This is a genomic window from Nocardioides pantholopis, from assembly GCF_003710085.1.
GTDB classification, from domain to species: domain Bacteria; phylum Actinomycetota; class Actinomycetes; order Propionibacteriales; family Nocardioidaceae; genus Nocardioides; species Nocardioides pantholopis.
The window spans coordinates 3,454,844-3,476,204 of sequence record NZ_CP033324.1 but is presented as its reverse complement, the minus strand read 5'-3'; the positions used below and the strand labels follow the sequence as shown (position 1 = coordinate 3,476,204).

The 21,361-nt window shown below is 73.8% G+C and carries 19 protein-coding genes; 11 read left to right on the top strand and 8 right to left on the bottom strand.

Annotated elements, in window-relative coordinates:
- Positions 1–70 precede the first annotated feature (70 nt).
- The 5 genes from EBO35_RS16690 to EBO35_RS16670 all read right to left on the bottom strand — a co-directional run bounded on the left by EBO35_RS16690 (position 71) and on the right by EBO35_RS16670 (position 5,192).
- On the bottom strand, positions 71–1,012 hold the full coding sequence (locus EBO35_RS16690) for an HAD family hydrolase (protein WP_122818726.1): 942 nt from the start codon (positions 1,010–1,012) through the stop codon (positions 71–73).
- A complete protein-coding gene (locus EBO35_RS16685) occupies positions 1,009–2,235 on the bottom strand; it encodes a helix-turn-helix domain-containing protein (protein ID WP_122818725.1) in 1,227 nt (408 codons plus the stop codon). Before EBO35_RS16685 ends, EBO35_RS16690 begins: the two co-directional genes overlap by 4 nt.
- Before the next feature lie 174 nt (positions 2,236–2,409).
- Positions 2,410–3,054: a hypothetical protein gene (locus EBO35_RS16680; protein WP_122818724.1), complete on the bottom strand. Its 645-nt coding sequence runs from the start codon at positions 3,052–3,054 to the stop codon at positions 2,410–2,412.
- A gap of 113 nt (positions 3,055–3,167) precedes the next feature.
- Complete coding sequence (locus EBO35_RS16675) at positions 3,168–3,839, bottom strand: hypothetical protein (protein WP_122818723.1); 672 nt, start codon at positions 3,837–3,839, stop codon at positions 3,168–3,170.
- Between the two features lie 339 nt (positions 3,840–4,178).
- Entirely contained in the window at positions 4,179–5,192 is a 1,014-nt protein-coding gene (locus tag EBO35_RS16670; RefSeq protein ID WP_122818722.1) for a hypothetical protein, read from the bottom strand.
- Positions 5,193–5,391: 199 nt separating this feature from the next.
- Between EBO35_RS16670 and EBO35_RS16665 the strand changes: the two genes are divergently transcribed.
- Positions 5,392–7,233, top strand: coding sequence for an Ig-like domain repeat protein (locus tag EBO35_RS16665; protein WP_164478008.1), 1,842 nt, complete (start codon positions 5,392–5,394; stop codon positions 7,231–7,233).
- Between the two features lie 170 nt (positions 7,234–7,403).
- Here EBO35_RS16665 and EBO35_RS16660 read toward each other — a convergent pair whose 3' ends face one another.
- Entirely contained in the window at positions 7,404–7,748 is a 345-nt protein-coding gene (locus tag EBO35_RS16660) for a GIY-YIG nuclease family protein (RefSeq protein WP_122818720.1), read from the bottom strand.
- Positions 7,749–7,880: 132 nt separating this feature from the next.
- Positions 7,881–9,026 (bottom strand): helix-turn-helix domain-containing protein, encoded by a 1,146-nt coding sequence (locus tag EBO35_RS16655; RefSeq protein ID WP_164478007.1) that lies wholly within the window; start codon positions 9,024–9,026, stop codon positions 7,881–7,883.
- Between the two features lie 721 nt (positions 9,027–9,747).
- Here EBO35_RS16655 and EBO35_RS20430 point away from each other — a divergent pair.
- From EBO35_RS20430 to EBO35_RS16605, 10 genes are read left to right on the top strand one after another with little or no spacing between them, the layout of a single operon-like run.
- Positions 9,748–11,520, top strand: a complete 1,773-nt coding sequence (locus EBO35_RS20430) for an ABC transporter permease (RefSeq protein WP_455429447.1) — start codon at positions 9,748–9,750, stop codon at positions 11,518–11,520.
- Position 11,521: 1 nt separating this feature from the next.
- Complete coding sequence (locus tag EBO35_RS16645; protein ID WP_122818718.1) at positions 11,522–12,361, top strand: MlaE family ABC transporter permease; 840 nt, start codon at positions 11,522–11,524, stop codon at positions 12,359–12,361.
- Positions 12,358–13,659, top strand: a complete 1,302-nt coding sequence (locus tag EBO35_RS16640; protein WP_164478006.1) for an MCE family protein — start codon at positions 12,358–12,360, stop codon at positions 13,657–13,659. The genes EBO35_RS16645 and EBO35_RS16640 overlap by 4 nt, the downstream gene beginning before the upstream one ends.
- 5 nt (positions 13,660–13,664) lie before the next feature.
- Positions 13,665–14,672: an MCE family protein gene (locus tag EBO35_RS16635; protein ID WP_164478005.1), complete on the top strand. Its 1,008-nt coding sequence runs from the start codon at positions 13,665–13,667 to the stop codon at positions 14,670–14,672.
- Entirely contained in the window at positions 14,672–15,700 is a 1,029-nt protein-coding gene (locus tag EBO35_RS16630) for an MCE family protein (RefSeq protein ID WP_122818715.1), read from the top strand. Before EBO35_RS16635 ends, EBO35_RS16630 begins: the two co-directional genes overlap by 1 nt.
- Entirely contained in the window at positions 15,697–16,743 is a 1,047-nt protein-coding gene (locus EBO35_RS16625) for an MCE family protein (RefSeq protein WP_122818714.1), read from the top strand. Before EBO35_RS16630 ends, EBO35_RS16625 begins: the two co-directional genes overlap by 4 nt.
- The gene (locus EBO35_RS16620; protein WP_122818713.1) at positions 16,740–18,056 is read left to right on the top strand and encodes an MCE family protein; all 1,317 of its coding nucleotides are present in this window, start codon (positions 16,740–16,742) and stop codon (positions 18,054–18,056) included. Before EBO35_RS16625 ends, EBO35_RS16620 begins: the two co-directional genes overlap by 4 nt.
- The gene (locus EBO35_RS16615; RefSeq protein WP_122818712.1) at positions 18,053–19,267 is read left to right on the top strand and encodes an MlaD family protein; all 1,215 of its coding nucleotides are present in this window, start codon (positions 18,053–18,055) and stop codon (positions 19,265–19,267) included. Before EBO35_RS16620 ends, EBO35_RS16615 begins: the two co-directional genes overlap by 4 nt.
- A 32-nt stretch (positions 19,268–19,299) precedes the next feature.
- Positions 19,300–19,893 (top strand): hypothetical protein, encoded by a 594-nt coding sequence (locus tag EBO35_RS16610; protein ID WP_164478004.1) that lies wholly within the window; start codon positions 19,300–19,302, stop codon positions 19,891–19,893.
- Entirely contained in the window at positions 19,890–20,396 is a 507-nt protein-coding gene (locus EBO35_RS16605) for a hypothetical protein (RefSeq protein ID WP_122818710.1), read from the top strand. Before EBO35_RS16610 ends, EBO35_RS16605 begins: the two co-directional genes overlap by 4 nt.
- On the opposite strand, the gene EBO35_RS16600 is transcribed toward EBO35_RS16605, so the two are convergent.
- Entirely contained in the window at positions 20,383–21,315 is a 933-nt protein-coding gene (locus EBO35_RS16600; protein ID WP_241153998.1) for an RNA polymerase sigma factor, read from the bottom strand. The two genes, EBO35_RS16605 and EBO35_RS16600, sit on opposite strands and share 14 nt — an antisense overlap.
- Positions 21,316–21,361: the final 46 nt, after the last annotated feature.

The following is a 21,361-nucleotide window of genomic DNA, read 5'->3' as shown; positions in this document are numbered from 1 at the left end:
GACGCACTCCCGCGGTGCTGTCGACGCTGCCGCGGCCATCTGCGGCGTGTCCAGCGGCAATAATCCCGCGTTACAGCCGGTCGAGGAACCCGACCGCTACCAGCCCCACGAGGCCGAGCACGGCGACGGCGAGCGCCACCCGCCGGAGCAGCCGGGCGGTGCGGTGGACGGACCGGGCGAGGTCGAGGGCGGCGGCGACCGAGGCGATGTCGAGCTCGTCGAGGACCACGGCGCCCGGGTCGGGGCCGGCATCGGTGAGCCGCAGGTCGGCACCGCAGTCGGGGCCGGCGACGGCGACCACCCGGCTCTCGGCCCGCAGTCCGGAGACCAGGGCGGACAGGCCGTCGGGTCCGGGGAGGTGGACGCAGCGCGCCGCGCCGACCTCGCCGGCGAGCCGCTCCAGGTCCGCGGCGGGCCCGCTCGAGACCAGCACCGGCTCGATCCCGCGCCCGGCCAGGGCCGTGAGGGTGGCGCCGGCATCGGGGCGGGGCTCGGCGGCGAGCGTGATCCGGCCGAGCAGCCGGCCGTCGACCTCGACGGCGACGGTGCTGCCGGTCCCGCCAGGATCGGCGTCACCGAGCCAGGCCGGCTGGCCGACCCGCACGGGGTGCCGGTCCACCGAGCCGCACAGGCCGAGGCCGTCGTGCCGGCTCACCTCGCTGAGGTGACCGCGCGGCGAGCTGCGGGCCAGCGCCCGCGAGACCGGGTCCTCGGCGCCGTGCCCCAGCGCGCCGGCGAACCAGCGCAGGTTCCGCTCGTCCCCGGCGCGCGCCGGCGCGACGTCGACCACCCGGAGCCGCCCGGTGGTGACCGCCGCGGCGTCGACGACCAGCACGTCGACGTGCGGTGCCGCGGCCAGAGCGGCCCGCGCGGGCAGCGAGACGCCGGAAGCCCGACCCCGGCGCCGAGCCAGGGCGTGCGCGAGCGCCGGCGCCGCGACGTACGCCGCGAGGGCGACGGCCAGCGCCAGGGTCAGCACGGCGACCAGCGCCGGGGCCAGCTGTGCGGTCATCGGCGTCGGGTCGCCCGGAAGCGCTCGAAGTCGGACTGGTCCCCGGCCTTCCACAGCGGCACGCTGGCCTTGAGCAGCATCGTGACCTGGACGACGAACTCCGGGTCGTGCAGCGATTCCCCGAACAGCTCGTTGATCCGCTTCCAGCGGTACCGCACGGTCTGGGGGTGTACGTCGAGCCGGGCGGCGATGGCGGGGGCGCTGTCGCGCGACTCCAGCCAGGCCAGCAGGGTCTCGGAGAGGATCTCCCGGGAGTTCGGGGTCTCGGCGAGCAGCGGCTGCAGCAGGTCCTGGCACAGGGCCCGCCGCACCTCCGGCTCGGCGTGCAGCCACAGCTGGGTGGCGTGGTCGCGGCAGCTGACCACCGGGTCGGGGGCGATCACGCCGCGGTCGACGAGCTCGAGCGCCCGGATGCTCCAGCGGTGGGCGGCCGCCGCCTCGTCGACCGGCACCGGCCAGCTCAGCGCGACCCGCAGTCCGGGTGCGCTGGCGTGCAGCCGCCGGGCGACACCGTCGGCCTCGGCGGCGTCGCAGACCACGGCGGCCGGGCTCTCCTCGTCGCGGACCAGGACGCCGTCCGGCAGGTCGACCGGAGGCAGCTCGCGGTGGAAGCTCACGCTCATCACCACCAGCTCGGCGGGCACCGGCCAGTCGGCTGCGTCCGCGGCGGCGGTGACCTCGGCGGCGCCCGCACCGGCCAGCAGCTGGTCCAGCAGCCGCGCCCGGGCCTGGCCGACGTCGTGGCCCAGCGTCCGCTCGGCGCGGGCGTAGCCGGCGGCCACCTGCTGCCCGAGGTGGTCGACGTAGTCGAAGAGCAGGTCGCCGAGCTGGCCGAGGTCCGCGGCGGACAGGCTCTCGCGGCTCGTGAGCCGACGCATCTCCGCCCAGCACTCGCGGGTCGCGACGCGCAGCGCGGACCGGAGCGGGGCGAGGTCGCGGCCCTCGGACGCCTGTCCGTAGCCCATCCGCCGGAACAGGTCGTCGACCGGCTGGCCGGAGGGCGACTGGCCCTGGGCGAGCTTGAGGAAGTGGTGGATCGCCGCAGAGACCGCCATCGAGATCAGGCGGTGCCGGCGGCCGGTCGCGGGCCCGGAGTAGTCGGGCACGTCGTGCTGGACCCGCTCGGTGACGCGGGTGGCGAGGTCCGGGATGGCGGGACGGAACCGGTCGACGAGGGCAGCCGGCAGCCGGACGGCCGGCTGGTCGTCGCGCAGCTCGGTCATCGGGTTCGGGTCGGGCCCGGGACGGTGCTGTTCGCCATCGCCCCTCCCGCGTCCTGGCGTGCTCCGCGTCACAGGCTAGAGGCCTCGAGTCGGGTCGGGCGGGAAATCCAGAAGATCGGGGTGGGCCCGCGGGACGGCCGGGGGCCGTCCCGCGAGCCGCGGAGGTGAGGCGACTCAGGGGGTGGGGGTGAGACGTCCGTTCGAGACGTTGAGCTCGATGGTGTTGCCGTCGCCCGGGATGATCGAGTTGATCAGCAGGGTGTTGAGCCCGCAGTGCTGGAACTTGCCGATCGAGTACTCCCCGACCAGCCGGCCGCCCTTGACGATGTCGAAGGCCTCGCCGGCCGGGGTGTCGGCCTGGATCACGACCGGCTCCCTGGTGCGGCAGAACGGCCCGGCGAACAGCGGCAGGCCGGCGGCCTTGATGTTGCTGAGCCGGACGTAGTAGCTCGAGGTCGAGGTGGCCACCTGGGTGCGGCCCACTCGGGAGAGCTGGCCGGCGGTCTCGCCGACCGCCTCGAAGGCGACGTTGGCGGTGACCGGGATGAATCCGGCGAGCTTGAACTGCGTACGGGTGCCGGGCAGGTCCAGGTCGGCGGCGAAGGCGCCGTCGGCCTCCACTCGGGTGGCGAGCACCGCGGGCCCGAGCGCGATGGTCGAGCCGGTCGAGGCGATGGTGGTGCTGCCGGTGACGTCGTAGTCGACGTCGATGGTCGCCGCGTGGGCGGCGGGGCTGCCGGCGAACACCAGGGCCAGGGCGGCGGTGGTGGCGGCGAGCGAGCCGCGGAACGCGGTACGGCGGCGGGTCAGGGTCGTCATCGAAGGGCCTTTCGTCGGGATCGGGCGGGCTAGGCTCCCGCGAGCGGGCCGAGCGCGTTGGCTGCGCTCGGCCCGCCCCGGGTGGTGCGGTGCTGCGTTCTTCGGTGGTGCGGTCAGTAGTTGATCGAGCCGGCGCCGCCGGTGCTGACCGCGAAGGTGCCGGCCATCTGGGCCCGGTCACCGGTGAAGATCTGGCCCCCGCAGGTGACTCCGCCGGCGGCGGTGAGGTCGAGCGGGAACGCGCCGGCCGCGGAAGCGATCGAGAGCCGCTGAGTGGTCGGGTCGAACGACCCGGGCACGCTGCTCCCGGCAGCGGTCGCCGCCGCCAGGTCGCAGACGTACGGCGCGCTGCCGGTGGAGCGCATCTGAGCCGAGACGTTGGTGATCTCCAGGTCGGCGGTGGCTCCGGAGGCGGGTGTGCCGTCGACGATCAGGTCCCAGTCCACCGAGCCGGTCTTGGTGATCGTCACCGGGTAGTTGAGCCCGGTCGCGGTGCAGCCGCTGAAGGTGAGCGACTGGATCTCGCCGATCTTGGCGTTGTCGACCACCGCGGTGCCGGGGTAGATCTCCCCGCCGACGGTGGCCGTGGTGCAGGTGGCCGGGACGTCGTAGTCGGTGGCGAACGTGAAGCTGCCGACGTTGCTGGCGGTGATGGCGACGACGCTGGGGGTGGTCGCGCCGCCGACGGTGAGGGGGCCGGCCGCCATGGCCGCCGGGGCGGCGACCATCAGGGCGGTCGAGGCGAGCGCCCCGACCATCGTGGTCCTGCGGAACTTGTTCTTCATGGGGGAGTTCCTTCCTGGTTCACCGGCCGCTCCGATGCGGCCGGAGAGGGCTGCCACCCACGTCAGAGCCGGTCGGGGGATCGGGGGCTGTCGCGCAGCGGCGTGCCGGCAGTGTTACGTGACCGGAGTCACTGGCGACGCCCTGCGGCGGGGCCGGTGCTGGATTTCGGGACGGCCGTCCCAAATCGCCCGGCGCGGGGTCTCGACACGCTCGCTGCGCTCGCGGCTCGACCACCGGGGGCCCGTCGCTGCGCTCGCGGCTCGACCACCGGTTCCGGTGATCGAGCCGGCCGAGCCGCTGGGCGAGGCCGTGTCGAGATCCCCGCCCGAACGCCACGGTCACCGGCGCGGTGCGGCCTCCGGGTCGCCGGGGCGGCCCGGCAGGGGCATCGGGTCGAGTGGCACGCAGGAGTGGTCGCGCCAGCACCTGGCGGCGTCGTCGTTCGCGCTGCCCGAGAGCGCCTCGGACCGAAGCCGGACGGTGTTGCTGGGACCAGAGACCGTGGCGGTCAGGAGCGCCGACAGGTCCTCGCCGGTCGCCGTGACGCAGTCGGCAAACGGGGGGATCGTCAGCTCGCCGGTGAGCAGGCCGCCGTAGGTGAACAGGAAGTAGGGCGTCGTGTGGAGGTTCCCCTCGACCTGGGGGTTCTCTTCCGGCCGGACGCCGGGGTCGGCGGCGTAGAAGTCCGGCGCGGTCAGGGTCAGTTCGGTGAAGGTGGTGCGGCAGGTCGGGCGCAGGTCGAGATCGACGCCGTCCACCGCCAGCGCGGTGACCTCGACCTGGACCTCGCCGGAGACGTGGGTGTCGGCGACATGGTTCTCCGTCTGTCCCGGGCCGGCGAAGGGGCCCCGGCCGGGGCAGAACGTCCGCGCCTCCTGACGGGCCTCCAGCGGGACCGGCAGGTTCTCGGCGTCCCGGGGCTGGCGCAGCCGGATCTCCGCCTGGACCGGGATCGCACCGAAGGCCACGGTGCGGACCGGAAAGGGCCCGTGGGACCCGTACGGCTCCGGGGCGCCGCGGGGCGAGACCATGACGATCGCCGCCGAGTACTTCTCGACTGACTGATACGGGTCGAGCCGGCGACAGCTGAGATCCACCAGCCTGGTCGCGAACCGGCTGAACGCGATCGCCTGGATGTCGGGCACCCGTGCCCACTGCCGAGCAGCCGCGGCGTACGTCGAGCCGGTCGCCTGCGGGACGATCCACTGGCCGGTGCCCAGGGTGGGGAGCCCGGGGTAGTCCGGGTCCTCGGCGGCGCTGGAGCTGAGGGTGGCGACGCCCAGGAGGAGGGCGGTCACGAGCCCCAGCCGGACCAGCGATCCGGGACGCGGGCGCCGACGGGTGGCGGGCATGGGCTCACTCTGCCCCGGGGGCCGCCGAGAGGCCGGGGAACCGAGGTCGGCGCGCGCACTTTCGGATGTCCGTCCCGACTCGCACCGGTCCCGGCCGATCCGGCCGCGCCGGCGCCCGGCGCCTGCCTACGGTGCGACGACGCCGGACCCGACCGGCGCGGTCGTTCCTGGCCGGCCCCACATTCTCTTGGAGGAACGCATGACCTCAACGCGGAGGAAGACCGCGGCCGGTGCCGTGGTCGTCGGACTGATCGCCGGGGCGCTGGGCGCCTCGCCGGCCTCGGCGGTGCCGGGGCTGAGCGACGCCGGAGCGATCCAGGTCTGGGGCCAGACCCCGGCGTCGTACCCGGTCACGACGGCCAACGGCCCGTGGCGGACGGCCGTCTCGCAGGCGGCCGGGGGGAACATCTTCGCGATCCGTGGCGACGGGACGCTTCAGCGCGTGGCCGGATCTGCGACTGACGTGAACATCCCGGCTGCCGTCGCGGGCCAGCAGGTGGTCTCGGTCGACCAGTACGGCAACTCCGCCGCGGGCGTCGTGCTGGCCAGCGGCTCGCTCTACCTGTGGGGCGCTCGTGGGTTCCCCACCGGGGAGACCAGCGTCGCCACGCTCGGGGCCCCGGCCGTCCAGGTCGCGACCGGCAGCAACCTGGCCTTCGCCCGACTCAGCGACGGTCGGCTCGGGATGCGGTCGGCCTTCGGCACCGGTTACGAGCTCGTGGGGGACCCAGTCACCGGCGCGCCGCTCACCGGCGTGGTCGACGTCGAGGCAGCGGCCACCGCCGGCTACGCCCTGCTCGCCGACGGCCGGGTCGTCCACATCAACACCAGCGGGGTGACCACGGTCGCCCCGGCGGACGCGGACCCGATCATCGACATCGACATGGGCGTCGGCGTGACCCGGGCGGGGGTCGTCAAGCGGTTCACCCAGGTGGCGGACTCGGCGGTCGTGGACCCGAACACCCCTGACGAGCTCGCCGGCGCACCGGTCGAGCAGATCGCGAACGTGTCTCTCGGGACCAGCATCACCGCGGTCCGCACCGACACCGGTCAGGTCGTCGTCTGGCAGGGGGAGGGCGCGGTCGCGGAGGCCTGGCAGGTGCCGGCCGGCATCCAGGGCAAGGTGGTCGACCTGACCGGAGGCAGCAACTTCCAGGCGATCGTGGGCGAGCCGCTGCCGCCGGTCACGGTGACCACCCCGGCCTCGATCACCGGCACCCCGGAGGTCGGGCAGACCCTCACCGGCACCCCGGCGACGTTCGCCGGCGAGCCGGGGACCGTCGTGAACCAGTGGCTCGCCGACGGCGCCGAGATCGCGGGCGCGACCGGCAACACCCTGGCGCTGACCGAGGCGCACCTGGGCAAGACGATCACGCTCCGCTCCACCGCCACCCGCGGCTCCGACACGCCCGTCGTCTCCGTCTCCGCGCCGGTCGGCCCGGTCACGACGGCCTCGACGCCGGTGAAGGTGGCCTCGACCACCACCGTCGCGATCGCCCCGGCCTCCGCGGCGTACGGCACGGCGCGGACGCTGACCGTGTCCGTCACCAAGGCGGGCGGGACCCCGACCGGCACCGTTGCGGTCACGGTGGGCGGCGCCAGCTCGAGCCTGCCGCTCAACGCCGGCAGTGCGTCCCTCACCGTGCCCGCCACCCTGGCGGTCGGCACCCACGCGGTGAGCGCCTCCTACGCCGGTGACGCGACGACGAACCCCTCGGCCGGCAGCGCCTCGGTCGCGGTCACCAAGGCCGCGTCGCGGAGCAAGGTGACAGCGGTCAAGGTCAAGAAGAAGGGCAAGAAGGTCACCGTGCAGATGAAGGTGACCGCTCCCGCCGGGGTGCGGCCGTCGGGCAAGATCGCGGTCGTGATCAAGCGCGGCGCGAAGAAGGTCGCGAAGAAGTCCGTGAGCGTCAACGCCAAGGGCGTCGCCAGCTTCACCGCCAAGAAGCTCACCAAGAAGGGCAAGTACAAGGTCACCGCGAGCTACGGCGGGTCGGCGACCCTCGCAGCCAGCAAGGCCACCAAGGCCTTCAAGGTCTGACCCGCAGACGCACCGGCCGGCGCCCCTCCCTCCCAGGGGCGCCGGCCGTTGTGCTGCCCGGGGCCGTCCCCGGTGGTCGAGCCGTCCGAGCCGCTAGGCGAGGGCGTGTCGAGACCTCGTTGCGGTGGTGGTCTCGACACGCTCGCTGCGCTCGCGGCTCGACCACCGACTCAGGTGGTCGAGCCGTCCGAGCCGCCAGGCGAGGGCGTGTCGAGACCACCTTCCCGACGTCGGCGCCGGGCGTGCCTCTCGGCCAGTGCGGGCAGCGCGTCGTACCGCTGCTCGATCAGCGCCAACCGCTTCGCCCGGCTCCAGTTCTGGATCCGCTTCTCCCGCGCGAAGGCCTCGTCGATGCGGGCGTACTCCTCACACCACACGAGGCGGACCGGTCGCCGGCGACGGGTGTACGCCGCACCGAGCCCTTCCTGGTGCTCCCAGACCCGACGCTCGAGGTCGCGCGTGCTGCCGACGTAGAACGAGCCGTCCGCGCACTCGAGCATGTAGGTGTGGGGCATCGCCCCAGCGTCGGCGCCGGAGCAGACCGCCGCAACGGGCCGGGGTGGCGCCTGTGGAGAGGTCTCGACACGCTCGCTGCGCTCGCGGCTCGACCACCGACGGCTCGACCACCGATGTCTCCGGGAGGTCGGTCAGAGGGCCTCGCGGCGCCAGCGGGGGAGGGTGGCCTGGAGGGCGACGATCAGCTCCAGGCGCTGGGTGGGGTCGTCGAGGGCGTCGCCGAAGAGACCGCGGAGGTGCTTGAGCCGGCTGTGCGCGGTCTGCGGCGGTACGTCGAGGGAACGGGCGACCTGGTTGAGCGGCTGGCCGAGCTCCAGCCAGCGCAGCAGCAGCTCGCCCTCGGCGACCCGGCGCTTGCTGCTCAGCTGCTCCATCGACGTCAGGTGCTTGGCGGCCAGCAGGTCGCTCAGCCCTGGCAGCCCGTCGGTGACCAGCACCGAGAGCAGGTCCTCGCACGGGACGACCGCGCGCTCGTCGTACGCCCGGCCCTCGCCGAGCAGCTGGGCGCCCCGGCGCACCGGGTCAGCGGTCCTGCCGACGGAGCGCAGCGGGGCCACCGGGCCGATCACGACCTGCCGCGGGGCGTGGCGTCCCAGGTCGGGGACGACCGCGCCGGCCGGCAGCAGGATCTCGCGGCGGGTCACCCCGCCCAGCACCGCAGGGTCGTCGAAGACCGCGTCCGGGATCTCCCCGGCCGCCGAGACCACCAGCACGTACTCGGCGTCGGGGTCCAGGCCGCGGCGACGGAGCAGGCGGCCGGTCGGCGTCCGGGACCCGGCGCGGAGCAGGGTCGTGCCCAGGAGCTCGCGACGGTCGGTGTCGCCGTGCAGCAGCGTGTGTCCGCGCTCCCACGCGCCGCTCGCCTGCCGGTGGAGCAGCTGGACGAAAGCGGTCAGGTCCTCGCGCAGGGCCTGGTCGCCGGTCCCCGGCAGCTTCACCACGAACTGGAACCCGCGCTGGGCCGCCGCCCGGGCATGCGCGAACCCGCTGTCGAGGGTGTCGCTCGGCAGACCGCGGGCCACGTGGCGCTCCCCGAGCTCCCACAGCAGCGGCGCGACCCGCCCGGCGGCACGACGCGGCGAGCCCGGCTCGGCGAAGAACGCCGTGATGGCCTCGGCGACGATCCGCTCGACGAGCTCGTCCCGGCCGCCCACGAGCGCGGCGATGTTGCGGTTGATGAGGGTCGCCACGGCGTCGAAGCCGCCGTCGCGCGGGGCTGCGCCGTGGTTCGCTCCGGGCCTTCCTTCAGGCCGACGCTCGTCCGCGATGAGTGTCATGCTCCCTACTTCCTCCTGCACTCCTCCGTCGGACGTGGCCGACAGGGGACTGACAGCCTGGATCTAGACATGCCGCCTCGGCCGCGGCAACCGGCGCGGGAGGCGCCGTCGTACGCCGGCCAGGAACTTGTTAGGTCGGTCACAAGAAATCCGATCCGGCCCGCGGTCGTGGATGGCTGGCGGTGAGCTGGCCACGGTTCTTGGGCGGGCCGGATGGCTTGCGGTGAGCCTGCCACCGTTCGGACGTCGGGAACGGTGGCCAGCTCACCGCTGACCCGGGCCGATGGGGGCCAGCTCACCGCTGACCTGGGCCGGCCGACGTACGCCGGGTGCGACCGGGTCTCGACGCGCTCAGGCGCTGCGCGCCTTCGCGGCTCGACCAGCTGGCGTGGCTTGACGAGTCGAGCAATGACCCGGGCTGCGGTGAGCCTGCCACCGTTCTTCGGCGGGCCGGATGGCTGGCGGTGAGCCTGCCACCGTTCGGACGTCGGGAACGGTGGCCAGCTCACCGCTGGCCCGGGCGGAACGGTGGCCAGCTCACCGCTGGGGCCGGCTCGACCGCCGGGTCGGGCCATTTCTTGTCAGCCCCGTCACAAGATCCGGGGCGGATCGCGGGCGGCGGGAGACCGGGGCCGGCGGAGTGCTCGCGGGTGAGGGCGGTCACACCTAGCGTCTGGCCCGGCTCGGGATGGCCCCGTTGCCGTGATGCGGAGGGCACGCCATGGGCGGGACTGTCGAGGTCCAGGGGCTGACCAAGAGCTTCGGGCGCCAGAACATCTGGCACGACGTCACGCTGACCCTGCCGCCCGGCGAGATCACCGCGCTCCTCGGCCCGTCCGGCACCGGCAAGTCGGTGTTCCTGAAGTCGCTCATCGGGCTGCTCGAGCCCGAGGCCGGCACGATCCTCATCGACGGCGTCGACATGGTCACCGCCAAGGAGTCGCGCCGCCTGGACCTGCGCAAGCGGTTCGGCGTGCTCTTCCAGGACGGCGCGCTCTTCGGGTCGCTGAGCGTGTACGACAACGTCGCGTTCCCGCTGCGCGAGCACACCAAGCTGCGTGAGCCCGAGATCCGCAGCACCGTGCTGGAGAAGCTCGAGATGGTCGGGCTGGTCGGCCAGGAGCACAAGGTGCCCGGCGAGATCTCCGGCGGCATGAAGAAGCGGGCCGGCCTGGCCCGCGCGCTGGTCACCGACCCCTCGATCATCCTCATCGACGAGCCCGACTCCGGCCTCGACCCGGTCCGCACCTCCAACCTCGCCCAGCTGCTGATGGAGGTCAACGCCGCGACCGACGCGACGATGATGATCGTCACCCACAACATCGAGCTGGCCCGGACCCTGCCGGACAACCTCGGGATGCTCTACCGCCGCGAGCTGGTGATGTTCGGGCCGCGCGAGGACTTCCTGCTCACCGACCACCCGGTGGTCTCGCAGTTCATGAGCGGCGACCCCGAGGGGCCGATCGGGATGAGCGAGGAGACCGACCACCGCCGCACCGACCAGCTCGGCTACGACAGCCTCCCCGGCCCGGACGGCGCGACCGCGCTGATGACCCGGCACGCCGGCGCCCGGTCCATCGAGGTGCTGCCCCGCCAGCTCGTGCCCCGCTCCGGCACCGTCCGGGCCAGCGGCGTACGCCACCGCGAGCGGGTCACCACCGGGGCGGCGCAGCTCTACGTCGCCGACGACGAGGAGCGCGACCGAGCGCGCCCCGTCCCCACCCGCAGCGCCCCGGTCCGCGCCCTGGACGCGACCGGCGACCTGTTCGCGCTCAGCCTGGACACCGCGGCGGCGACCCTGCGCCGGCCGTTCGCGCTGCGCGAGGCCATCGAGCAGTTCTGGTTCGTGGTCCGGGTCTCCTGGATCCCGGCGATGCTGGTCTCGATCCCGTTCGGCGCGGTGATCGCGCTCCAGCTCGGCACCCTCACCGTCCAGATCGGCGCCCAGTCCTTCACCGGCGCGGCCAGCGTGCTCGCCGTCGTCCAGCAGGCCGCGCCGATCGTCACCACCCTGGTCATCGCCGGCGCGGGCGGGGCGGCGATCTGCGCCGAGCTCGGCGCGCGCCGGATCCGCGACGAGATCGACGCGATGCGGGTGCTGGGGATCTCCCCGGTGCAGCGGCTCGTCGTACCCCGGGTCCTGGCCTGCATGGGCGCCGCGGTGCTGCTCAACGGCCTGGTCTCGGTCGTCGGCGTGCTCGGCGGCTACTTCTTCAACGTCATCGTCCAGGGCGGTACGCCGGGGGCGTACCTCGCCAGCTTCACCGCGCTCGCTCAGATCGAGGATCTCTGGGTCGGCGAGCTGAAGGCGATCGTCTTCGGCTTCCTCGCCGGCGTCATCGCCTGCCACCGCGGCCTCAACACCGCGCCCGGTCCCAAAGGCGTCGGCGACGCGGTCAACCAGTCGGTCGTCGTGACGTTCCTGCTGCTCTTCTTCGTCAACTTCGTGATCACGACGCTCTACCTCCAGCTCGTCCCCGGGAAGGCCGCCTGAGATGGCGCACGACTCGACCGGGACGGCCCGCTGGTGGGAGCGGCCGCTGCTGCCGCTGGCCGCCGCCGGCCAGGACGTCCGCTTCCACGCCCGGGTGCTGGCCAAGATCCCCGGCACCACCCGGCGCTACCCGCGCGAGATCATCCGGCTGCTCTCCGAGGTCAGCTTCGGCTCCGGCGCGCTGGCGGTCATCGGCGGCACCATCGGCGTGATGGTCGGCATGACCATGTTCGTCGGCACCGTCGTCGGCATGCAGGGGTACGCCGCCCTCGACCAGCTCGGCACCGCCACGCTCAACGGCTTCATCTCGGCGTACTTCAACACCCGCGAGATCGCCCCGCTGGTCGCCGCGCTCGCGCTCTCCGCGACGGTCGGGGCCGGGTTCACCGCCCAGCTCGGTGCGATGCAGATCAACGAGGAGGTCGACGCGCTCACCGCGATGGCGGTGCCGAGCGTGCCCTACCTGGTCACCACCCGGGTGATCGCCGGATTCCTCGCGATCATCCCGCTCTACATGATCGGGCTGCTGACCTCCTACGCCGGCTCCCGGATCGTCACCGTCTACTTCTACGGCCAGTCGGCGGGCACCTACGACCACTACTTCCACCTGTTCCTGCCGCCGATCGACATCGCGCTGTCGTTCGCCAAGGTGCTGCTGTTCTCGGTCGTGATCATCCTGATCCACTGCCGCCTCGGGTTCACCGCGCACGGCGGGCCGGCCGGCGTCGGCATCGCGGTCGGCACCGCGGTGCGCCGCAGCATCGTCACGGTCGCGGTCCTGGACCTGGTCCTGTCGATGGCGATGTGGGGCACCACGACGACGGTGCGGATCGCCGGATGAGCCGCGCGTACAAGATCTCCGACCTGCTGCTGGGGCTGGGCTACCTGGTCGTCACCGGTGCCCTGGTCCTCGGCGCGCTGCTGGTCTACGACCGCACCTTCGTCGACAGCGTCGAGGTCACGCTCGCCGTCGACGACCTCGGCAACGCCCTCCAGGAGGGCTCCGACGTCAAGCTGAACGGCGTCCCGGTGGGCCGGGTCGAGGGCGTGCGCGCCACCGGGTCCGGCGCCGACGTCGCGCTCGCGCTGGAGCCCGACGCCGCGGAGTCGCTGGCGCCGGGCACCGTCGCCCGGCTGCTGCCCAAGACCCTCTTCGGGGAGCGGTACGTCGCGCTGCTCCCGCCCGAGAACGGCTCCGGCGGCCTGAGCGAGGGTGACACGATCCAGCAGGACGCCTCCTCCGAGGCGGTGGCCCTGGACGCCGTCCTCGACGAGCTGCTGCCGCTGCTGGAGTCCATCCAGCCCGAGAAGCTCGCGGCCACGCTCGGCGAGTTCAGCACCCTCCTGCGCGGTCGCGGCGAGGAGATCGGCGACACCCTGGTCGCCTGGTCGGACTACCTGGAGCGGCTGAACCCGCACGTGCCGCAGATGACCGAGGACCTGGCCCGGCTCGCTGAGGTCGCCGAGACCTACGACGCGGCCGCCCCCGAGCTGCTGTCGGCCCTGGACTCCCTCACGGTCACCTCCGCGACCGTGGTCGAGGAGCGCTCCGCGCTCGCCGACGCCTACGCCCGGGTGATCACCGCTGCCGACGCCAGCACCGGCTGGGTCCGCCGCAACCGGCAGACCATCGAGGTGCTCGCCGACGAGAGCCGGGAGGCCCTGGAGTCGGTGCGGCCCTACGCCCGCCAGTTCCCGTGCCTGCTCCGGGCCGCGCGCGACTTCATCCCGGTGATGGACGAGACCCTCGGGGCGGGCACCGACGAGCCGGGGATGCACGTGCGGCTCAACGTCGTCGAGGGCCGCGGGAAGTACCGACCCGGCGTCGACGCGCCCAGCTACGTCTCCGGCGCGAAGCCGCGCTGCCCCTACGCGACCGGCAGCCGGTCGTCCCGACCGGCGACGCCGGCGGACCCGGCCGGCGCGGTGACGGACGAGCCGGCCCCGATCCCCGCGCCGCCCACCGAGGTGACGGCCCCGGCGGCCGACGACCTGGGCGAGGCCAACTCGCCAGCGGAGAACCAGCTGATCGCCGAGCTGCTGGCCCCCACCCGGGGCGTCGCGCCCGCGGCGTACCCGCGCTGGGCCAGCCTGCTGGTCGGCCCGGTGCTGCGCGGCACGGAGGTGAGCCTGCGATGAAGGGGATGACCGGGACCCTGATCAAGAGCCTGGTGTTCACGCTGGTCACGGTGCTCGCCACCGCCGCGCTCGCCGCCACGATCCGCAACGACGGCGGCGGCCCGGGCCGGGAGTACTCCGCTGTGTTCTCGGACGTGACCAGCCTCAACGAGGGCGACGACGTGCGGATGTCGGGCGTGAAGGTGGGCACCGTGGCCGGGATCGAGCTCGTCGACGACCGGGTCGCCGAGGTGTCCTTCTCGGTGTCCGAGGACATCGAGCTGACCACCGAGGCCACCGCGGAGCTGCGGTTCCGCAACCTGGTCGGGCAGCGCTACATCGCGCTCGAGCCGGGCGCCCCCACGGCCCCGGCCGCCGACGCGGGGCACCGCTTCCCGGCCGAGCAAACCCAGCCGGCGCTGGACCTGACAGTGCTGTTCAACGGCTTCCAGCCGCTGTTCCGGCTGCTCGACCCGAAGGACGTGAACACCCTCAGCGCGCAGGTGATCGCGGTCTTCCAGGGCGAGGGCGCGACCGTGGAGAGCCTGCTGGCCAGCACCGCCAGCCTGACCTCGACGCTGGCGGAGAAGGACCAGGTGATCGGCGAGCTGATCACCCACCTCGAGTCCGTGCTGAGCACCGTCAATGACCGGTCCGGCCAGCTCGACACCACGATCGTCACCCTGCAGCGCCTGGTCAGCGGCCTGGCCGAGGACAGCGCCGTGATCGGGCAGACGCTCGAGGGCCTCGGTGACCTGACCGGCAGCGTCGCGGACCTCGCCGAGGAGGGCCGCGCCCCGCTCAAGGGGTCGATCACCGCCCTCGGCGAGCTCTCGGAGAACCTCGCCGCCGACGACGACGTCGTCGAGGACTTCCTCCAGACGCTGCCGACCAAGCTGGACCGGATCGGCCGGCTCGGCAGCTACGGGTCCTGGCTCAACACCTACGTCTGCTCGATCGAGGGCCGGATCCCGCTGCCCGAGGGTTATCTGGGCGACCTCGGCGCCCAGCCGGTCGCCGGGAGGTGTTCGTGATGACGAGGTATCGCACCGCGTTCGCGGAGCGCAACAAGGTGGTGCTCGCGCTGGTGGGCCTCACCGCGATGGGCCTGATCTTCGCGGCCGCCTTCAACGCCGCGGCGCTGCCGGTCATCGGCGGCGGCGAGACCCACACCGCCAGGTTCGCCGAGGCCGGTGGCCTGCGGTCCGGCAACGAGGTCCGGATCGCCGGGGTCAAGGTCGGGGAGGTCGAGGATGTGTCCCTGGAGCGGGGCGTGGTCGAGGTGCGCTTCCGGGTCGAGGACGTCGAGCTCGGCGACCAGACCCGGGCCGCGGTCAAGGTCAAGACCATGCTCGGGCGCAAGTACCTCGCCCTGGAGCCCGGCGGCCGCGGGGAGCTCGACGGTCCGATCCCGCTGGAGAACACCACCACGCCGTACGACGTGAACGCGGCGTTCTCCGACCTCTCCGAGACCGTCACGGAGATCGACACCGACCAGCTCGCCGAGAGCTTCACGGCGCTCTCGGAGGCGTTCGAGGACACCCCGGAGTCGGTGCGCGGCATGGTCAGCGGGCTGACCGCGCTCTCGCGCACGATCTCCAGCCGCGACACCGAGCTCGCCGCGCTGCTCGACTCCACCACCGAGGTCACCGGCACCCTCCAGGAGCGCAACGAGGAGTTCGCGAAGATCATCACCGACGGCAGCACCCTGCTCGCCGAGCTGGAGCGCCGGCGCGATGCGGTCGGCCAGATGCTGGACGGGACCGCCCGGCTCGGCACCCAGCTCACCGGCCTGGTGCGGGACAACGAGAAGCAGCTCGCGCCCGCCCTGGCGCGGCTGGACCGGGTCACGGCGATCCTGCAGCGCAACCAGGACCACCTCGAGGACGCGCTGCGGCAGCTGGGCCCGTACTACCGGGTCCTGGCCTCGGCCACCGGCAGCGGCCGCTGGGTCGACACCTACGTGTGCGGCCTCTTCGACGCCGCCGGGGCGCCCGTTCTCGACAACGACGTGGCCCGGGACTGCCAGCCGGCCGCACCGAGCAGCGGAGGCAAGCCATGAGCCGGCAGTCGCGACGGCGTACCGGGATCGTGGTCGGCGTGGCCGCCGTGCTGCTCGCGGCCGGCGGGGTCGTCGGCGCGCGGGCGCTGATGGCCGAGGAGAGCGTCGAGGTCGAGGCGGTCTTCGCCAGCACGGTCGGGCTCTACCCCGGCTCCGACGTCCAGGTGCTCGGCGTGCCGGTCGGCTCGGTCACCGCCGTCGAGCCCGGCAGCGACGGGGTCCGGGTCTCGATGCGGCTCGACGACGACCAGGTCGCCGCCGACACCCGGGCGGTCATCGTCGCGCCGACCCTGGTCAGCGACCGCTACGTCCAGCTCACCGAGCCGCTCATCGAGGGCCCCGCGCTGCGCTCGGGCACCGTGATCGGCCTGGAGGACACCGACGTCCCCGTCGAGATCGACGAGCTGTACGCCAGCCTCGAGGACGCCGGGCGCGCACTCGGGCCGAAGGGCGCCAACCGGGACGGGGCGCTCTCGGACCTGCTCGAGACGGCCGCGGCCAACCTCGACGGGCAGGGCTCCTCGATCAACACGATGATCAGCGAGTTCGCCAAGGCCAGCGGCACCCTCGCCGACTCCGACGAGGCGTTCTTCGCGACCCTGGGCAACCTCGAGCAGCTCAACACGATGCTGGTGGAGAACGACGAGGCCGTCGCCGACGTGAACCGGCAGTTCGCCTCGGTGACCGACTACCTCGCCGAGGACCGCGGCGACCTGGCCCGGGCCGTGCAGAACCTCGGCGGGGCGCTGGCCGTGGTCGACGACTTCATCCGGGAGAACCGCGGCAACCTGCGCACCAGCGTCGACAACCTCACCGGCCCCACGAAGGTGCTGGCCCGGCAGCGCGCCGGGCTGGAGGAGTCGGTGCGGATGATGCCGCTGGTGCTGCAGAACTTCCTGCGCGCCTACGACGTGCGGACCGACACCCTGCACGGCCGGGTCAACCTCAACGAGCTCACCACCTGGTCGCGCAACGGCCTGGACGCCCAGACCTCCGAGGACGCCCCGCCCACCCTGCTCCCCGGCACGGGGGCGGACCGATGAGCCCGGTGCGGGCCCGCGCCGCCGCGGTCCTGTGCTGCCTGGGCGTGCTGCTGCTCAGCGGCTGCGGGGTCTTCAGCCGCGGCGTCTACGAGATGCCGCTGCCCGGCGGTGCCGACGTCGGGGACCACCCGATGACGATCACCGCGGAGTTCGACGACGTCCTCGACCTGGTGCCCCAGTCCAGCGTCAAGGTCGACAACGTCGCGGTGGGCCGGGTCTCCGACATCCGGGTCCAGGACAACGGCCGCAGCGCCCGCGTCGAGCTCACCATCCGCGGCGACGTCGAGCTGCCCGCCGGCACCACCGCCCGGCTGAAGCAGACCTCCCTGCTGGGGGAGAAGTACGTCGCGCTGGTGCGGCCGAGCGCGCCAGCGGCGAACACCGCGCCGCTGGCCTCCGGGGCCAGCCTCGGCCTCGCCGAGACCTCGCAGGCCGCCGAGGTCGAGCAGGTGCTCGGCGCGCTCTCGCTGGTCCTCAACGGCGGCGGCATCGGCCAGTTCCAGGAGATCTCCCGCGAGCTGCAGCAGGTCTCGGCCGGCCGGCCGCAGGAGATCAAAGCGTTCCTGACCCAGCTGGAGACGTTCGTCGCCGGCGTCGACAGCCGCAGCGAGGCGATCACCGCCGCCCTCGACGGCCTCGCCGACCTCTCCCGGACCCTGGACGCCGACAAGGACAAGATCGTGCGCGCGCTGGACGGGCTCAGCCCCGGCATGCAGGTGCTGGTCGACCAGCGCCAGCAGCTGGTCGCGATGCTGCGGGCCCTGGACCGGCTCTCCACGGTCACGGTCGCCACCCTGAAGGAGTCCCAGAAGGACATCGTCGCGGACCTGGAGGCGCTCGAGCCGATCCTGGCCCAGCTCGCCAAGTCGGGCTCCGACCTGCCGCGCTCGCTGCAGATCCTGCTGACCTACCCGTTCCCGGACTCGGTGCTGGGCGCCATCGAGGGCGACTACCTCAACATCTTCGTGACCACGAACTTCCGCACGGTGCCCGCCGACTGCGCCGCGATCGCCTGTGCCTGGCCGCAGGTGGCGGGGGCGCTCGAGGGCGGGCCGCCGGTGCCTGTCGCGCAGGACGAGACCACCTCGCCCGCCCAGCCCGCCCAGCCCGCCCAGCCGGGGCAGCCGGGCGCGAGGAGCACCGACGGCCCCGCCCCCACGCTGCTGCCGCCCACCAGCTCGGCCACCCCGGGCCTGCCCTCGGCGACCGTGCCGGTCCCGACCGGCGAGCCCAGTACGGCGCCGGCGGACCCGGGCGGCCCGCCCACCGACGCGGCGCCGGGCGCGCCGGCCACCGAGGGAGACGGCTCGTGATCACCCGACGGATCCGCCTGCAGGTGCTGATCTTCGTGCTCGTCGCCCTGGCGGCCGGCACCTGGCTCGGCGTCCGGTACGTCGGCCTGGACCCGTTCGGCTCCGGCTACCGGGTCACCGCGGTGCTGCCGGAGTCCGGCGGCATCTTCACCAACGGCGAGGTCACCTACCGCGGCGTGCCGGTCGGCCGGATCGAGGAGCTGCGGCACACCGAGGACGGCGTCGAGGCCGTGCTCGACATCGACGGGACGGCCCCCGACATCCCCGCCGACGTGGCGATCCGGGTCGCGAACCGCTCGGTGATCGGCGAGCAGTACGTCGACCTCCAGCCGCGCGACACCCCGGCCGCGGCGGGATCGACGTCGGCGGCCGCGACTGTGCGGTCGGACGACGACGAGGTGCCCCTGCTCGCGGACGGCGACGTCCTGGAGGGGGACGCGGAGTCCCTGCCGCCCGCTGTCGACCAGCTGCTGGAGACCGGGCGCGACTTCGTGGCCTCGGTGCCGCAGGACGCGCTGACCACCGTGATCGACGAGACCTACGACCTCTCCCGGGGCGCCGGCGCCGACCTGGCCCTGCTGGTGGAGACCTCGCAGGACTTCGCCGAGACCGCCGACAGCAACTTCCTGGTCACCGCCGCGCTGATCGAGAGCTCCGCGACCGTGCTGGAGACCCAGCAGGAGGCGGCCGGGTCGATCCGGGGCTTCAGCCGCGACCTGGACCTGATCGCGACCACCCTGCGCGGCTCCGACGGCGACCTGCGCCGGCTGATCGAGAACGCCCCCACCGCGGCGGTCGAGCTGCACCGCCTCTTCGACCAGGTCGGCACCCCGCTGGGGGTGCTGATGGGCAACCTGGTCTCCACCGCCCAGGTCTTCGGCGTGAACGCGGCCGGCGTCGAGGACGCGCTGGTGCGGGCGCCCGAGGCGATCAGCGTCGGCTGGTCGGTCACCGGGTCGTGGGGCATCGACCTCGGCATGGCGCAGACCTACTTCGACCCGCTGCCGTGCCCGAGCGGGTACGCCGGCACGCCGGTCCGGCCGGGCTCGGCGACCGGGCCGGGCAAGCCGTTCAACACCAAGGCCGGCTGCACGGCGCCGCCGTCCAGCGGCGTCAACGTCCGGGGCCCCGAGTCGGTCCCGAAGCGGTCCGGCGCCGCCGCCCGGGTGCGTGTTGCTGACGACCTCGCCGACCTGCTGGGGGGATCATGACCGTCGACCACAGCCCGGTGGAGGAGAGCGGAATGCCGGTGACGCAGGACGACGCGGGACCCGAGCCGACCGAGCCGGAGCCCACCGACGCGACCGAGCCGGAGCCCACCGAGCCGGCGGGCAATCGCCGGCGGTGGCTGCCCGCGCTCGCGCTGGTGCTCGCCGGCGCGGTCTGCGTCTCCGGCGTGCTCGCCTGGTGGCGCAGCGACCACGACGAGTCCGCCGACGTCGCCCGGTGGCGCGACAGCGCGCTGATCGAGGCCCGCCAGCACGTCGAGACCATGAACTCCCTGGACTACCGCGAGGTCGAGGCCGGGCTGGCGTCCTGGGCCGAGGTCACCACCGGCACCCTGCACGACCAGCTCACCGAGGTCGGCGCGGAGGACCGGGCCCTGCTGGAGGAGCAGCGCAAGATCTCCACCGGGCGGGTGGTCGACGCCGCCGTGGTCGACGTCGACGCGGACTCCGCGACCGTCATCGTGGCCCTGGAGATCACCGTGCAGGACGACGCGGACCCGACGGCGGAGCCGGTGGTCAAGCGCAACCGGTTCAGCGTGGACCTGGCCCGGGTGGGCGGCGACTGGCTGGTCGAGGACCTCCAGCAGGTGGCGGTGAACCTGTCGTGAAGGTCCTCCTGCGCCGCTTCGGCGTCCCGGCCCTGGCCGCCGTGCTGGTCGCGGTCGGCCTGGTCGGCTGGTGGGCGGCGTACGACGCCCGCACCGCGCCGGCCGTCCAGAACCTCGCCGTCCACGACACCACCGCCACCGCCGAGGTCCGCGAGGAGGTCTCCCGCGCGCTGGTCTCGGTGCTCAGCTACGACCACGCCGACCCGGCAGCCGCCACGGCGGCCGCCGACCGGGTGCTCAGCGGCGCCGCGCGCGAGGAGTACGACGAGCTGGTGGCGACCCTGCACGAGAAGGCCCCCGGCCAGCAGCTGGTGCTCACCGCGGAGGTCCAGGCGGTCGGTGTCAAGGAGCTCAGCGAGGACTCCGCGGAGCTCCTGGTCCTCCTCGACCAGTCCAGCCGGCGCGTGGACGACCAGGAGGCCAGCATCTCCGCCGCCCAGCTCGCCGTGCAGGCCAGCCGCAGCGACGGGCGGTGGCGGATCACCGGCCTCACCCCCCTCTGAACGCGCCGGCCCGGCGCTCGGCCAGGTGGGCCGCCTCGGCCTCGTTGCGGCACAGCGCGAGCGCCGTGTCGAACGCCGTGCGCGCCTCCGCGTGCCGGCCGAGGCGAGCCAGCAGCTCGGCGCGGGCGGCGGGCAGCCGGTGCCCGGGCAGGGCGACGCCGTCGAGGGCGTCGAGCCCCGCCGCGGGGCCGCGCGCCTCGGCCAGCGCGACGGCGCGGTTGAGCCGGACCACCGGGGAGTCGCCGAGCGCGAGCAGCTCGTCGTACCGCTCCACGATGCGCGTCCAGCAGGTCTCCTCCGGCGACTGCGCGATCGCATGCTCGGCGGCCACCAGCGCCTGGAGCAGGTACGGCGCGGGCGGCGCGTGCACGAGCGGGCGGAGCAGCTCCAGCGCCTCGAGCGCCTCGTCGTGGTGCCAGCGCCTGCGGTCCTGGTCGGGGAGGAGCACCAGCCGGCCCGCGGCCACCCGGGCGTCCCGCCGGGAGTGCTGGAGCAGGACGAGGGCGAGCAGCGCGTCGACCTCCGGGACCGGCTCCGGCAGCACCGCGCGCAGCACCCGCACCAGCCGGACCGCCTCGCCGGCGACGTCCGCGCGCAGCACGTCGGCGCCGGCGCCGGGCGCGTAGCCGGCGGTGAAGGCGAGGTACGCGACGTCGGCCACGACCCCGACCCGCTCGTCCAGGTCCGCCCCGCGCGGCACCTGCGGACGGACGTCGGCCAGGCGCTTGCGGGCGCGGGTGAGCCGGGCGGCCATCGTCGCGGTGCTCACCAGGAACAGCCGCGCGACGTCCTCGGTGGGCACGCCGACCACCAGGCGCAGGCTCAGCGCGGCGGCGGCCTCCGGGGAGAGCCGCGGGTGTGCGCAGAGCAGCACCAGCCGCAGCCGCTCGTCCTCGAGCAGTCCGCCGGGATCGGCCATCGTGCGCGCGGTGTCGGCGCTCAGGGCGGCCTCGACCTCGAGCAGT

What these genes read in the sequence shown, in the direction of transcription:
- EBO35_RS16690 (WP_122818726.1), bottom strand. Translation starts at nt 1,012, where the DNA reads ATGACCGCACAGCTGGCCCCGGCGCTGGTCGCCGTGCTGACCCTGGCG.
- EBO35_RS16685 (WP_122818725.1), bottom strand. Translation starts at nt 2,235, where the DNA reads ATGACCGAGCTGCGCGACGACCAGCCGGCCGTCCGGCTGCCGGCTGCC.
- EBO35_RS16680 (WP_122818724.1), bottom strand. Translation starts at nt 3,054, where the DNA reads ATGACGACCCTGACCCGCCGCCGTACCGCGTTCCGCGGCTCGCTCGCC.
- EBO35_RS16675 (WP_122818723.1), bottom strand. Translation starts at nt 3,839, where the DNA reads ATGAAGAACAAGTTCCGCAGGACCACGATGGTCGGGGCGCTCGCCTCG.
- EBO35_RS16670 (WP_122818722.1), bottom strand. Translation starts at nt 5,192, where the DNA reads ATGCCCGCCACCCGTCGGCGCCCGCGTCCCGGATCGCTGGTCCGGCTG.
- EBO35_RS16665 (WP_164478008.1), top strand. Translation starts at nt 5,392, where the DNA reads ATGACCTCAACGCGGAGGAAGACCGCGGCCGGTGCCGTGGTCGTCGGA.
- EBO35_RS16660 (WP_122818720.1), bottom strand. Translation starts at nt 7,748, where the DNA reads ATGCCCCACACCTACATGCTCGAGTGCGCGGACGGCTCGTTCTACGTC.
- EBO35_RS16655 (WP_164478007.1), bottom strand. Translation starts at nt 9,026, where the DNA reads ATGACACTCATCGCGGACGAGCGTCGGCCTGAAGGAAGGCCCGGAGCG.
- EBO35_RS20430 (WP_455429447.1), top strand. Translation starts at nt 9,748, where the DNA reads ATGGGCGGGACTGTCGAGGTCCAGGGGCTGACCAAGAGCTTCGGGCGC.
- EBO35_RS16645 (WP_122818718.1), top strand. Translation starts at nt 11,522, where the DNA reads ATGGCGCACGACTCGACCGGGACGGCCCGCTGGTGGGAGCGGCCGCTG.
- EBO35_RS16640 (WP_164478006.1), top strand. Translation starts at nt 12,358, where the DNA reads ATGAGCCGCGCGTACAAGATCTCCGACCTGCTGCTGGGGCTGGGCTAC.
- EBO35_RS16635 (WP_164478005.1), top strand. Translation starts at nt 13,665, where the DNA reads ATGACCGGGACCCTGATCAAGAGCCTGGTGTTCACGCTGGTCACGGTG.
- EBO35_RS16630 (WP_122818715.1), top strand. Translation starts at nt 14,672, where the DNA reads ATGACGAGGTATCGCACCGCGTTCGCGGAGCGCAACAAGGTGGTGCTC.
- EBO35_RS16625 (WP_122818714.1), top strand. Translation starts at nt 15,697, where the DNA reads ATGAGCCGGCAGTCGCGACGGCGTACCGGGATCGTGGTCGGCGTGGCC.
- EBO35_RS16620 (WP_122818713.1), top strand. Translation starts at nt 16,740, where the DNA reads ATGAGCCCGGTGCGGGCCCGCGCCGCCGCGGTCCTGTGCTGCCTGGGC.
- EBO35_RS16610 (WP_164478004.1), top strand. Translation starts at nt 19,300, where the DNA reads ATGCCGGTGACGCAGGACGACGCGGGACCCGAGCCGACCGAGCCGGAG.
- EBO35_RS16600 (WP_241153998.1), bottom strand. Translation starts at nt 21,315, where the DNA reads ATGGCCGATCCCGGCGGACTGCTCGAGGACGAGCGGCTGCGGCTGGTG.